Below are 12,454 nucleotides of genomic sequence, written 5' to 3' on the forward strand. Positions count from 1 at the left end.
GGCATCAGTCGGGTGCGTGAAAGTGGAGGTACAGGTCGGTGAGGGCGTCGGGAAGTGCCTCGGCCATTTCCTGGGCAACCTTCTCGTCTTCCCTGGCCTTACGGAAATCCTCATCGTCGAACAGACCGGAAAGGGTCAGCATGGGTACCAGTAGCTCTGCGGTACCTGCTTCGTCATCCTGCAGCCATTCGTCCTCATATTCCAGGAAGCTGTCCACGAACCCGGCACACCAGTTTTCCAGTGCGTTCATGGGATCACCATCTTCCGGTTCCGGTAGCTCAAGGGCCTGACCCATATCCAGCGAATGGGCCAGACCCTGGGCCAGCTGGCGGGTGAGGCGGGCAAATTCATCCGGTACGTCATCTGCTGCCACTGAGTCCTGTCCGGTAGCAAGGCGGAACATATCGGTGGCATCCAGTGACCTGGGGCCCACCACACTGGCGCAAACCACGCCATGCAGCCCGAAGAAGTCCAGCGACTCTTCTCCCCAGGGTTCTGCGAAGAGGATGTCTTCCAGTACTTCTATTTCATCGTTGTTCAGCATTCAACTGCTCCTGGCGCGAAGCCATGGTGGGGTATCACGGGTACACTGTTGTGTACCCGTGAATCTTTCAACGCTTACTGGCTGGAACTGCCGGTTCCGTCACTGTCCTTTGCTGACGCGGTGCTGTCACCGGCCTCGGCCTTCGCTTTTCGTGCCGCTTCTGCGGCCCGCCGGCGTTTGCGCACTTCCCTCGGATCATTATAGGCACGGCCCGGGGTTACCGGTACCTCCGGTTCTGCCTCGTCTGCAGCGTCACCGGCAGCCTTTTCAGGCTCGCTGGCGGCGACCTTGTCGCCCGTGGAGGCCGGTGCTTCGACCTTGTCTTCGTGGTCGTCGCCGGCAGGCTCCCTGGTGGTGTTCCCGGTCTTGTCAGCCGTCTGTGTTGAGTCGCCCCGGGTAGTTGCCTCGCTGATTTCCGGCGCCGTGGGCTTGCCGGTTTCGGTCGACTCTGTGGCGGCTTTCGAGCCTGAATCGGCGGCCCCGGCAGTCTCGCCAGCGGTTTTTTCCGCACCGGAAGCGGGCGCTTCAGCCTTCTGTTCCCCGGCTTCTGCCTTTGCGGACTCACCGTTCTTTCCGGGGGCGGGCTCATCGCCGGTGGGCGCTGTAGAGCTGTCGGCTACAGACCTGTCCGTCGCTACTTTCGCCGGCGCGCTCGTCTCTGTGTCCGTGCTGCTGGCAGCGGACTGTGAGCTGGTAGCAGACTCCGGCTTCGGGGTGGGGGCCGGCTTCCGGGTATCGGAATCGGCACCGGCATCAGCATCAGCCTTCCCTTCGGTGGACCCACCGGCTGTGCCGTCTACCTTGCCCGTGTCGTCCCTGCTACTGCTACGGGGCTTGCGGCTGCGGCCCCTGCCGGAAGGCTTTTCCGCCTGGTCATCGCTGGCCCTGGTTGCGGTGTCATCGGCGGCAGGCGTTTCGCCAGAAACAGCTTGGTCAGCGTCCGTCGGTGCTGTGGTTTTCTCCGCCGGTGCGCTTGCTTCGGGCGCCGTCACTGGAGCAGCGGCGGACTCTGCAGCGCTTTCAGGTTTTTGTCCAGGTTTGGTCTGCTGCCCGGAAGTGGTTGCCGCGCTGGCGACCTTCGTGCCCTGGCCGGTTTCCCGGTCGGCGAGCTCCCCCTGGTGCTTCTCCATGCGATCCGCCTTGCGGGTCGCCGGAGTGCTCTCCGGACTATCTGCGGGTGAGCCGTCCCGGTTGCGATTGCGACGGGCGCGTTTGGGCCTGGAGGGCTTGCTGTCCTGGGCTTTCTCCTGATCCTTGTCCTGGGGCTTGCCAGCCGGTTTATCCGCCGGCTTTTCGTTACCCCTGGTGTCAGCCTGGCCCTGGCGCTCCTGGGGCTTGCCGCCCTTGTCGTCGTCCTTGCCTTTGCTGCCTTTCTGGCCCTGACCACTGCGGCGGTTATCCGGCTTGCCGCTGTCTTTCTGCGCATTGTCGCGGTTATCGGACCGGGACTGGCTATCCTGTTGAGTCGGGCGGCTGTCGCCGGAGCGACGGTTGCGTCCGCCCCGGTTGCTGCGGTTATTGCGACTGCGACCGCTACGGCTGTCGTCGTCCCGGTTCTGGCCGGAGGAATCACGGCGGTCACTGCCCTGACGATTGTCCGCGCCACTGCGATCGTCTCGGGCTACACGGGTCTTGCGGCGGTCCTGGCGGCCCTGCTGGCTGCGATTGCCGCCAGAGCCCTGGGTGCTGCTGCCTTGCTGGCCGCCGCGACCTGAGGTCTCCTCAGCGGCATCGCCGCCGAAAAAGCTCGCGAGTTTGCGAGAAAGCTTGCGGAACATGCCTTCCTCGGCAACTTCCTCGCTCCCGGGGCTGGCGACGGGCGCCGCCGGTGTCGGTGCAGGGGCTGCCGGGCGAATGGACTTGACCGCGGCCTCTTCCCGGGGCGGTGCCTCGCGGGTTACGTGCACTTCGGCGTGTTCCTCTTCCTGGGCGGCGTACTCTTCAGCCATTCTGTAGCTGGTGACCTTCTCGCCAGCCTCGTCATCGCGTACTCGCAGGATCTCGAAGTGGGGTGTTTCCATGTGGGCCGCTGGCACCACCAGGATTTCTACCTGCTGCCGGGCCTCGATATCCGCCAGTTGCTTGCGCTTCTCGTTCAGCAGGAAGGTGGCGACGGAAACCGGCACCACGGCACGCACTTCACCGGTCTTGTCCTTGGACGCTTCCTCGAAAATAAGGCGCATGATACTCAGCGCCAGTGACTCGATGCCGCGAATGGTGCCCTGACCGCTGCAGCGGGGGCAGACCTCACTACGGGTTTCGCCCAGGGAGGGGCGCAGACGCTGACGTGACATTTCCAGCAGGCCAAAGCGGGAGATCTTGCCCACCTGCACCCGGGCCCGGTCCAGCTCCAGGGCCTGGCGCATACGCTGCTCTACTTCCCGCTGGTTGCGGGCGGGCGTCATGTCAATGAAATCGATAACGATCAGGCCACCCATGTCACGCAGGCGGAGCTGGCGGGCGATTTCGTCCGCCGCTTCCAGATTGGTCTGAAGGGCGGTTTCCTCAATATCCTGGCCCTTGGTGGCCCGGGAGGAGTTAATGTCGATAGAGACCAGTGCTTCCGTCGGGTCGATCACAATGGAGCCACCGGAGGGCAGCTTCACTTCCCTCTGGAATGCGGTCTCGATCTGGGCTTCGATCTGGTAGCGACTGAACAGCGGAATTTCGTCTTCGTAAAGCTTGATCTTGTTTTCAAAGGTGGGCATGACCTGGCGTACGAAGCCGAGTACGTTCTCGTAGACCTCTGCCGAGTCGATCAGAACTTCGCCAATATCCTGGCGCAGGTAATCCCGTACCGCGCGGATAATCACGTTGCTTTCCTGGTGCAGCAGGCGTGGCGCCTTGTGGTCCTTGGCGGCGCCGGTGATGGCCTCCCAGGTGGCTACCAGGTAGTTGAGGTCCCACTGCAGCTCTTCGGCGGTGCGGCCAATGCCCGCCGTGCGGACGATGATGCCCATGGATTTGGGTACGTCCACCTCGTTCAGTGCTTCCTTGAGCTGGGCCCGCTCGTCTCCCTCGATGCGGCGGGAGATGCCGCCTGCCCGGGGGTTGTTGGGCATCAGCACCAGGTAGCGGCCGGCAAGGGATATGAAGGTGGTCAGGGCGGCGCCCTTGTTGCCGCGTTCTTCCTTGTCGACCTGGATAATGACTTCCTGGCCTTCGGAGACCACTTCCTTGATGTTGATCTTGCCTTCGATCTGCCCCGGGGGCTTGCGGAAGTAGTCCTTGGAGATCTCTTTCAGTGGCAGGAAGCCATGGCGCTCGGCACCAAAGTCCACGAAGGCGGCTTCAAGACTGGGTTCGACCCGGGTGATTCGGCCCTTGTAGATGTTGGCTTTTTTCTGTTCCCGGGTGGAGGATTCGATGTCGAGGTCAAACAGACGCTGGCCATCAACCAGCGCGACGCGCAACTCTTCAGGATGAGTTGCATTAATGAGCATTCTTTTCATGGAAAAGACGATTCCTGTCAATTAGTTAGACAGGAAACCGCGGGGTATCACGAAGCGCAGCTGCCGGTTGCCGGGCAAGCCCGGTACCGGAGGATCAGGCCCTGAAGGCCGGCCTGTGTCCCGGTCCTTTCAGGCCACTGCATACGCTCGTCCTGTTCTTGGACAGGGAAGGGCGGTATGGAGTCAGTCTCTGTGGACGCATGCTACGTATCTTTCGGTTCACACGGGTGCCTGGGTCTCACGTCGTATTGGTCAGCTGACGGCCCGGCCCTGCGTGGTGGTAAAAATCTTCGCGTTCCCCGCAGGGTTTCCTGCGCGGTTACTGTCATGTGCCCGGTCTGAACCTGTAAAACTCCCGGTACCCGGGTTCTGGTACTGGAGCAGGTGGCATGCCGTGTTCCGGCGCGCGCTCCGGGCCTGGTATTACCAGGATGCCCGACCGGCTGATAGTCTGGGTCGATCGGGTTGCGGGTGCTGATCTGCCTGGCGGCTATGGCCGTCGGGCGGCACCCGGATTTCTCTGTCTGCTTCTGCCGCGTTGGTTGCCCGTGGGAATGCCCGGTTGTCAGGGCATCGGGCATTCAAACTCCCGGTCAGTCTCTGTATACTTCAACCGCTTCGGCGGTCGGCGTGTTGGCCGGGCCGTAGACAAACGGAAAAGCATGCCGGAATATAACAGTAAAGCCTCGTACCATCAATCCCGCATCCTTCAGGAACCAGCCCCCTCTATGGCGTCACCAAAGCGTAGTCAGTCCACGGTTGCCCGGAAGCACCCGGGGTCCTCCGGCGTCTCCGCAGGTGTGCAGTGGATAACCGTGGATCCGGATATGGCCGGGCAGCGACTGGATAACTTTCTTATGGCACGCCTGCGGGGTGTCCCCAGGGGCAAGATCTATCGCATTGTCCGCAAGGGTGAGGTACGGGTAAACAAGGGCAGGGTGCGTCCGGATACCCGGCTGGAGGCCGGAGATGAGGTGCGTATCCCCCCCGTGGTGCGTCCGGAGAAGCCGGTCAGTGCCGTACCCGGTGACCGGGTGCAGGCGGTGATGGAAAATGCGGTTATCTTCGAGAACGACGACCTGCTGGTGGTCAACAAGCCCTCGGGCATTGCGGTTCATGGTGGCAGCGGTCTCAGCTTCGGCCTGATCGAGGTGTTGCGGGCGGCCCGCCCCGACGCCCGATTCCTGGAGCTGGTTCACCGCCTCGACCGGGACACCTCCGGACTGGTGATGATCGCCCGCAAGCGTTCAGCGCTGCGTTTCCTGCAGGATGAGCTGCGCCAGCGCCAGGTTCGTAAACATTACCATGCCCTGGTCAGTGGTCATTGGCCTGCCTCGGTCACAGAGGTAAAAGAGCCCCTGTTGCGCTATGACATGCCCAATGGCGAACGCCGGGTGAAGGTGGATTCCCATGGCAAGTCGTCCCTGACCCGTTATCGGGTGCTGGATAGCTGGCAGGGTTACAGTCTGGTGGAGGCGTCGCCGGTGACCGGGCGCACGCACCAGATCCGGGTTCATTGCGCCTGTACCGGTCATCCCATAGCCGGTGATGACAAGTATATGGATGCGGCGGGTCAGAGGGCATTCCGCAGTGTGGGGGGGAGCAGGCTGATGTTGCATGCCCGGGTGCTGGAATTTCGCCTGCCCGGTGGTGATGAGTGGCTTCGCCTCGAGGCCCCCTATGACGAGGCCTTCAGTCGGGTACTGGCACAGCTGGCCCGCTAATGCAGTCAGGAGAGCAGTAGCTATGACGTACAAGGTGGTGATATTCGACTGGGACGGCACGCTGGTGGACTCGGTGGAGCATATTGCCGGCAGCCTGCACCAGGCAGCTGTCGAGCTGGGCTTTCCTGCGCGGGAGCGGGAGGCTTACCGGGATATTATCGGCCTGGGTATGGTAGAGGCTCTGGAGGCGCTGTATCCCGGCATATCCCGGGAGGAAATGCAGGCCATCCGTGAAGGCTATGCACGTTACTTCTTTGCCAGAAAGACCATGCCCCAGAATGTATTTGATGGCATGGCGGACGTGGTGGCGGACCTGAAGCTGGACAGTCGTCTGGTGGCGGTGGCCACCGGCAAGAGCCGCCGTGGACTCGATCCTGCCCTGGTGTCCAGTGGCCTCGGTCCCCATTTCGATGTCACCCGTTGTGCCGACGAAACCCGCTCCAAGCCCGATCCGCGCATGCTGATGGAAATTCTGGAGCATTTCGAAGCTGAGCCTTCTGACGCAGTCATGATCGGTGACACCCGGTATGATCTGGACATGGCACGACGTATCAACATGCCGGCGATCGGCGTGGAATGGGGCGTCCATAAGCGGGATGAGCTCGGCAAGTACGATCCCGTCTGCGTGACCAGTAGTGTCCGGGAGCTCAGGCAGGCGCTGGGCCTGTGATCACCGGGCCGGTGACCAAATCAATCAGAGAGGTAGTGCATGTCAGAGTGGAATTCGTCCGGAGACTGGAACGACCCTGCGAAATCTGCGCCGGAGCGTGAAACCGCCCGGCCGGAACAGGCTGCCGGGTCTGCAGTCACAGATTCCCGTGTGCTGGAAAAGCTGGTGGGCGCGCTTACGGCAGAGCAGCGTCGAAGCCGGCGGTGGGGCATCTTTTTCAAGTTGCTGACGTTCGCCTATCTTATTGCGCTGCTGTTCCTGTTTCGCGTGCCGCTTACCGGCGGGCTGGACGGGGACCGGGCTACGGCGCATACGGCCGTGGTGGAAGTGAATGGTGCCATTGCCTCTGACACCCACGCCAGTGCGGATAACCTGGTGGGCGCCCTGCGCCGCGCGTTCGAGGCGGAAAATGCCCGGGCAGTGGTACTGAGGATCAACAGCCCGGGCGGCAGTCCGGTCCAGGCGGGTTATGTCTACGATGAAATTGTACGGCTGCGGGAGCAGCACCCTGGCAAGAAAGTCTATGCCGTCATAAGTGACATCGGCGCCTCGGGTGCCTATTACATCGCCGCTGCCGCGGACGAGATCTACGCGAACCGGGCCAGCCTTGTGGGCTCCATCGGGGTAGTATCCGGTGGTTTTGGCTTTACCGGACTGATGGACAAGGCCGGCGTGGAGCGACGCCTTTATACCGCCGGCGAAAACAAGGCGTTCCTTGATCCGTTTTCCCCGGAAGAGCCGCAGGAAGTGGCGTTCTGGGAAAGTGTCCTGGAAAATACCCATGACCAGTTCATTGAATATGTCCGCAAGGGGCGGGGCGACCGCCTGGCGGATGATGAACGCCTGTTCAGTGGCCTGGTGTGGACTGGTGAGCAGGCCCTCGAGCTGGGCCTGGTCGACGGACTCGGGAGCACCTCCTGGGTGGCGCGGGAGCTGGTGGGCGCAGAGGACATTGTGGACTACACGCCCCAGCCGTCACCGTTTCGCCAGTTCACCGACGCTCTGGGTGTTTCGATCGTCGGTGCCCTGCGCACAGAAATGGTCGAATCCCGCTACGACCTGCGCTGATGCCTGAGCACATCGACCCCCGACACCCTGAGCATGTCGGTCAGTTTCATCAGCGGCAGGCCGATCAGGGTGTTGGGGTCCCGCCCCTCAAGCCGGTCGAACAGAACAATGCCCAGGCCTTCCATCCGGAAGCTGCCCGCGCACTGGTAAGGCTGTTCAGCCCGCAGGTACTGGTCAATGTCCTCCCCGGTCAGTGACCGGAAATGCACAATATAGGGTTCGCAGGCGCTGATGGTGCGCCCCGTGCGGGAATCATGCAGGGCCAGGCCGGTATGAAAGGTGACGGTCCTGCCGCTGCAGCGGGCCAGTTGGCGGCAGGCGTTCTCATGGGTGCCAGGCTTGCCCAGTATAGTGCCGTCCTCCAGTGTGGCCACCTGGTCCGAGCCGATAATCAGGTGTGCCGGAAAGCGGCTAGCGAGGGCCGTGGCCTTGGTTCTGGCGAGGCGTTCCACCAGCGCCGGGGCGGTCTCGCCGGGCAATGGTGACTCATCGATCTCCGGCGAGGCGGTTTCGAAGGGCATGCCAAGGCGCTCGAGCAGGGCGCGCCGTCAGGGCGAAGAAGAGGCCAGTACCAGGGGTGGGTTTGATTCCATAAACGGGCTCCTCGTGGTCAGGCCCTGAACCTTATCGGGTTGCCGGGGGAGGGTCCAGAGGTCTGTGAGGCAGGGGTTGCATGGGCTCGTGTATGCGCAGTTTCCGTGATCCAGGGCCGTTGCAGGCCCGGCAATGCAAGGAAGTCTTTGACAGGGCGCGGTTGCGTCCCTAAAATTGCGCGCCTATGTCAAACGCCGAATTGCCCAGGTCTGTTGATCCACACCGCATGGCGGAAACCGGAGCCGAGCTGACGGGAACCATTCCCCTGGCGAAGCTGACCCGTTTCCGGTCTGCGGTATTGGCTATTCCCGAGGGCGGTGTTTGCCGGGTGCACCTGGTGTTCAGTGCTGACAGCCAGCGCCGCCGCATTGTCCGGGGCGAGCTGGAAGCGGATGTGGAACTTGAGTGCCAGCGCTGTCTGGGCGAAATGGGCGTAGCCCTGACCTCGTCCTTCGAGCTGGGGCTGGTTTCCACCGATGATCGCGCCAGGCAGCTGCCGTCGGAGCTGGAGCCTTTTATAACCGGGGAAGATTCCGCGGACCTCTGGACTCTGGTGGAAGACGAGCTGTTGCTGGCCTTGCCGGCCTATCCGCTCCATGAGCGTGAGGACTGCCCGGCAACCTCCGAACTGGAGGCACTGGAGCCCGGTACCGGAGAGGCTGGTGCAGGTGACAAGCCTGACTCCGACGCCGGCGAACAGCGTGAGAACCCGTTCAAGGTGCTTGAGGGGTTGAAGAAAACCAGGCACTAGCCGTTATTTTCACGTGCCCGAGGGCACACACAGTTAAAAGGTCAGGAGTACAGTCATGGCTGTCCAGCAAAATCGTAAAACCCGCTCCAAGCGCGGCATGCGTCGTTCTCACGACGCCCTGAGCAAACCGACCCTGTCGACCGATCCGACTACCGGCGAAATTCATCGCCGTCACCACGTCTCTCCGGACGGCTTCTATCGCGGTAAGCAGGTCATCGAAGCCCGCGACGAGTGAGTATGATGTCGGGGCGCCCTGACCGGCATTCCGGCTCATGCACAGGTGAGAGAGTCAGGTGACTTCCGTAACCCTTGCGATCGATGCCATGAGCGGCGATCGTGGCCCGGAAGTTGCCGTGGCGGCTGCCCTTGAGGCGGTCGCCGAAAACGAGGCCTTGACGCTGATTCTGGTGGGAAACCAGGCGCAGCTCAAGGCCTTGTTGCATTCAGGGCACCCCCGTATCCGGGTAGAGCCGGCAGCGGATGTGGTGCGAATGAACGAGCGTCCCTCTCACGCCCTGCGCCACAAGCAGAACGCGTCCATGGCGGTTGCCCTGCGCCTGGTCCGTGATGGTGATGCCCAGGGCTGTGTCAGTGCCGGAAACACCGGTGCCCTGATGGCGTTCGGGCGCCTTTTCCTGAAAATGTATCCCGGCATCGAACGTCCGGCCATCACCAAGCTGATTCCCTCGCTACGGGGTCAGTGCCATGTGCTCGACCTCGGCGCCAACGTGGATGCGTCAGCGGAGAACCTCTATCAGTTTGCCCTGATGGGATCGCTCATGGCCTCTGCTGTCAGTGGCATTCCCGAACCCCGGGTGGCGCTGCTGAATGTCGGGGAAGAGGAGATCAAGGGCAATGAACAGGTGCGGCTGGCGTCCCATATGCTGGCGCAGTGCGAGACCCTGAACTATATCGGCTATGTTGAAGGTAGTGACCTTTTCCGTGACGTGGCCGATGTGGTGGTTTGTGACGGCTTTGTCGGCAACGTCGCCCTGAAGACCGGCGAAGGGGTGGCCGGCCTGCTCATCGAGTTGCTGGAGCAGGCCTTCACCCGCAGCCTCTACAGCCGGCTGGTGGGGTTTCTCGCCAAGCCGATTATTGGTCGCCTGCTACGGGATATGGACCCCACCCGGCACAATGGTGCCAGTCTTCTCGGTTTGCAGGGTGTGGTTATCAAGAGTCATGGCAACGCCAACGAGGTCGCCATGAAAGCCGCTATCCGCCAGGCTGTGCGGGAGGTGCAGCTGGAAGTGCCGCGGCGCATCAACGAGCGGCTGGACGACCTGGTGCTGTAACAGGGTGGTCATTGGCTCCCTGCAAGGCGACGTTCGTCACGGGGCCTTCATGGTCCTTGCTGCCGATTGCTTGTACTATTGGCTAATCTTACTGAACCACCAACCACGGTAAAATTTTTGTCATGAAAACAGCTTTTATCTTTCCGGGACAAGGGTCTCAGTCAGTGGGTATGCTCAAGGTCGCTGCTGAAGCCTGGCCGGTGGTCGAGCAGACCTTTACAGAAGCCTCCAATGTGCTGGGGTATGACCTGTGGGAGCTTTGTCAGAATGGCCCCGCAGAAGAGCTTAACCAGACCATGGTCACCCAGCCGGCCTTGCTCACCGCGAGCATTGCACTGTGGCGCCAGTGGTTTATTGCCGGCGGCCCCGAGCCTGATTATCTCGCTGGCCACAGCCTGGGTGAGTACAGTGCCCTGGTGGCGGCGGAAAGCCTTGATTTTGCCGACGCCATCCGTCTGGTGCGCCTTCGTGGTGAGCTTATGCAGACGGCAGTACCCTCCGGTGAGGGCAGTATGGCGGCCATTCTCGGCCTGGACGATGACCAGGTCATCGCCGCCTGTGAAGAAGCCGCTGAGGGTGATGTTGTATCGGCGGTCAACTTCAATGCCCCAGGTCAGGTGGTTATAGCCGGCAACCGGGCTGCGGTTGAACGGGCCATTGCGGTCTGCAGTGACAAGGGCGCCCGCAAGGCCATGCCGTTGCCGGTGAGTGTGCCGTCCCACTGTGCGCTGATGAAGGGCGCGGCGGAAGAGCTGACAAAGGCCCTGAACGACGTGAGTTTCGGTAACGCCCTTACGCCGGTGGTACAGAATGTGAGTGCAGAGCTGGTCCAGGATGCGGACCGGCTCAAGGCCAACCTGGTGCAGCAGCTGTACTCCCCGGTACGCTGGACTGACTCCATGCGCCTGCTGATTGAAGAGAATGTGGCGGTAGCGGCCGAGTGCGGCGCCGGCAAGGTGCTTGCCGGCCTGGCCAAGCGCATTGATCGTAGTCTCAAGGTGTTCAGCCTCGAGTCCCCGGAAGGTCTGGACAGTGCCCTGGAGGCATTCCGCAAAGACTGATTCAGAAGACACACCGGTCGTTCCGGCCGGTGTCATCCAACATTGATGGAAGGGAGCATTCCATGTCTCTTGATGGCAAGATCGCACTGGTCACCGGTGCTACCCGTGGTATTGGCAAGGCCATTGCCGAAGCTCTGGGCAAACAGGGCGCTACGGTGGTCGGTACCGCCACATCCGAAGGCGGTGCGGAAACCATTACCGCGAGTCTCCGGGACGCCGGTATCCCGGGTTTCGGTATGGTGATGGACGTCGCCGATGCTGCCAGCGTCGAGGCCGGGCTCAAGAAAATGGCCGATGAGGTTGGCGCCCCGGTGATTCTTGTAAACAACGCAGGGATCACCCGGGACAACCTGCTGCTACGCCTGAAGGAAGACGACTGGTCAGCGGTCATCGACACCAACCTTTCCAGCGTCTACCGTTTGAGCAAGGCCGTGCTTCGTGGCATGGCCAAGGCCCGCTGGGGACGCATCATCAATATCAGTTCGGTGGTGGCCGGTATGGGTAACGCCGGGCAGGGCAACTACTGTGCGGCCAAGGCGGGTGTTGAAGGGTTCACCCGCAGCCTGGCGAAGGAAATGTCTAACCGTGGCATCACCGCCAACTGCGTGGCTCCCGGCTTCATCGACACTGACATGACCCGGCAGCTGGATGAGAGCCAGCGCGGCGCCATGCTGGAGAACATCCCGGCAGGTCGCTTCGGCGCACCGGAAGAGGTGGCTGCGGTGGTGGCTTTCCTGGCATCGGATGCCGCTGGTTATGTGACGGGCGACACCATTAACGTTAATGGTGGCATGTATATGGGATAAGGGCCCTGACCCTTTTACCCGAACAGTTTTTATATCCGTCCCTGCTTGTCTGCAGGTAGGGTTTACCATAAACTGGCAATCTTTCATTGCCTGGTTGACAAAAAGTGAGGAAATTATGAGTACAGTTGAAGAGCGCGTTAAGAAGATTGTTTGTGAACAGCTGGGCGTCAAGGAGTCCGAAGTTCAGAACTCTTCTTCTTTTGTAGAGGACCTGGGCGCTGACTCACTGGACACTGTTGAGCTGGTCATGGCTCTCGAAGAGGAATTCGAAACCGAAATTCCTGATGAAGAAGCCGAGAAGCTGACCAGCGTTCAGGATGCGATTGATTACATCAACGCACATAGCTGATCGTCTGTAAGCCAGGCAAAAGCCGTCCTGCTCCCGAGCAGGGCGGCTTTTTTGTAGTGCGCCAGGCATGGCGCGTAGCGCCTTGACGGCGCTGTTCCGGTCCAGGTGGTGCTGGCCGGATGACTTGGGGGTGCAAGTCC

The 12,454-nt window shown here is 61.6% G+C and carries 12 protein-coding genes; 9 read left to right on the forward strand and 3 right to left on the reverse strand.

What is annotated here, in order from left to right; genetic code table 11:
* Nucleotides 1-4 precede the first annotated feature (4 nt).
* A complete protein-coding gene (locus ACESMZ_RS10945; RefSeq protein WP_372956355.1) occupies nt 5-544 on the reverse strand; it encodes a YecA family protein in 540 nt (179 codons plus the stop codon).
* 74 nt (nt 545-618) lie between these two features.
* Nucleotides 619-3,996: a ribonuclease E gene (rne, locus tag ACESMZ_RS10950; RefSeq protein ID WP_372972600.1), complete on the reverse strand. Its 3,378-nt coding sequence runs from the start codon at nt 3,994-3,996 to the stop codon at nt 619-621.
* A gap of 728 nt (nt 3,997-4,724) precedes the next feature.
* On the opposite strand from rne, the gene rluC reads away from it, so the two are divergent.
* Genes rluC through ACESMZ_RS10965 form a run of 3 tightly spaced genes read left to right on the forward strand, consistent with a single transcriptional unit; the run spans nt 4,725 to nt 7,458 of the window.
* Nucleotides 4,725-5,720, forward strand: a complete 996-nt coding sequence (gene rluC / locus ACESMZ_RS10955) for a 23S rRNA pseudouridine(955/2504/2580) synthase RluC (protein WP_372956357.1) — start codon at nt 4,725-4,727, stop codon at nt 5,718-5,720.
* 22 nt (nt 5,721-5,742) lie between these two features.
* Nucleotides 5,743-6,390, forward strand: a complete 648-nt coding sequence (locus ACESMZ_RS10960) for an HAD family hydrolase (RefSeq protein WP_372956358.1) — start codon at nt 5,743-5,745, stop codon at nt 6,388-6,390.
* A 39-nt stretch (nt 6,391-6,429) separates the two neighbouring features.
* The gene (locus ACESMZ_RS10965) at nt 6,430-7,458 is read left to right on the forward strand and encodes a S49 family peptidase (RefSeq protein ID WP_372956359.1); all 1,029 of its coding nucleotides are present in this window, start codon (nt 6,430-6,432) and stop codon (nt 7,456-7,458) included.
* Here the strand turns inward: ACESMZ_RS10965 and ACESMZ_RS10970 are convergent.
* Nucleotides 7,443-7,997 carry a Maf family protein gene (locus ACESMZ_RS10970; RefSeq protein WP_372972601.1) on the reverse strand — a complete coding sequence of 185 codons (555 nt, stop codon included), beginning with the start codon at nt 7,995-7,997 and terminating at the stop codon, nt 7,443-7,445. The two genes, ACESMZ_RS10965 and ACESMZ_RS10970, sit on opposite strands and share 16 nt — an antisense overlap.
* 239 nt (nt 7,998-8,236) lie before the next feature.
* Here ACESMZ_RS10970 and ACESMZ_RS10975 point away from each other — a divergent pair, with 239 nt between their 5' ends.
* The 6 genes from ACESMZ_RS10975 (at nt 8,237) to acpP (ending at nt 12,314) form a co-directional block, all read left to right on the forward strand.
* Nucleotides 8,237-8,803: a YceD family protein gene (locus ACESMZ_RS10975; RefSeq protein ID WP_372956361.1), complete on the forward strand. Its 567-nt coding sequence runs from the start codon at nt 8,237-8,239 to the stop codon at nt 8,801-8,803.
* A 55-nt stretch (nt 8,804-8,858) separates the two neighbouring features.
* The gene (gene rpmF / locus ACESMZ_RS10980; RefSeq protein ID WP_372956362.1) at nt 8,859-9,038 is read left to right on the forward strand and encodes a 50S ribosomal protein L32; all 180 of its coding nucleotides are present in this window, start codon (nt 8,859-8,861) and stop codon (nt 9,036-9,038) included.
* Nucleotides 9,039-9,096: 58 nt separating this feature from the next.
* Entirely contained in the window at nt 9,097-10,098 is a 1,002-nt protein-coding gene (gene plsX / locus ACESMZ_RS10985) for a phosphate acyltransferase PlsX (protein WP_372956363.1), read from the forward strand.
* Nucleotides 10,099-10,220: 122 nt separating this feature from the next.
* A complete protein-coding gene (gene fabD, locus ACESMZ_RS10990; protein WP_372956364.1) occupies nt 10,221-11,159 on the forward strand; it encodes an ACP S-malonyltransferase in 939 nt (312 codons plus the stop codon).
* Between the two features lie 62 nt (nt 11,160-11,221).
* Nucleotides 11,222-11,965 carry a 3-oxoacyl-ACP reductase FabG gene (fabG, locus tag ACESMZ_RS10995; protein WP_372956365.1) on the forward strand — a complete coding sequence of 248 codons (744 nt, stop codon included), beginning with the start codon at nt 11,222-11,224 and terminating at the stop codon, nt 11,963-11,965.
* A gap of 115 nt (nt 11,966-12,080) precedes the next feature.
* Complete coding sequence (acpP, locus tag ACESMZ_RS11000) at nt 12,081-12,314, forward strand: acyl carrier protein (protein ID WP_091848505.1); 234 nt, start codon at nt 12,081-12,083, stop codon at nt 12,312-12,314.
* Nucleotides 12,315-12,454 lie beyond the last annotated feature (140 nt).

This window comes from Marinobacter sp. (assembly GCF_041690615.1).
Classification (GTDB): Bacteria; Pseudomonadota; Gammaproteobacteria; order Pseudomonadales; family Oleiphilaceae; genus Marinobacter.

Coding starts and splice junctions, on each gene's coding strand:
- ACESMZ_RS10945 (WP_372956355.1), bottom strand. CDS start 544: ATGCTGAACAACGATGAAATAGAAGTACTGGAAGACATCCTCTTCGCA.
- rne (WP_372972600.1), bottom strand. CDS start 3,996: ATGAAAAGAATGCTCATTAATGCAACTCATCCTGAAGAGTTGCGCGTC.
- rluC (WP_372956357.1), top strand. CDS start 4,725: ATGGCGTCACCAAAGCGTAGTCAGTCCACGGTTGCCCGGAAGCACCCG.
- ACESMZ_RS10960 (WP_372956358.1), top strand. CDS start 5,743: ATGACGTACAAGGTGGTGATATTCGACTGGGACGGCACGCTGGTGGAC.
- ACESMZ_RS10965 (WP_372956359.1), top strand. CDS start 6,430: ATGTCAGAGTGGAATTCGTCCGGAGACTGGAACGACCCTGCGAAATCT.
- ACESMZ_RS10975 (WP_372956361.1), top strand. CDS start 8,237: ATGTCAAACGCCGAATTGCCCAGGTCTGTTGATCCACACCGCATGGCG.
- rpmF (WP_372956362.1), top strand. CDS start 8,859: ATGGCTGTCCAGCAAAATCGTAAAACCCGCTCCAAGCGCGGCATGCGT.
- fabD (WP_372956364.1), top strand. CDS start 10,221: ATGAAAACAGCTTTTATCTTTCCGGGACAAGGGTCTCAGTCAGTGGGT.
- fabG (WP_372956365.1), top strand. CDS start 11,222: ATGTCTCTTGATGGCAAGATCGCACTGGTCACCGGTGCTACCCGTGGT.
- acpP (WP_091848505.1), top strand. CDS start 12,081: ATGAGTACAGTTGAAGAGCGCGTTAAGAAGATTGTTTGTGAACAGCTG.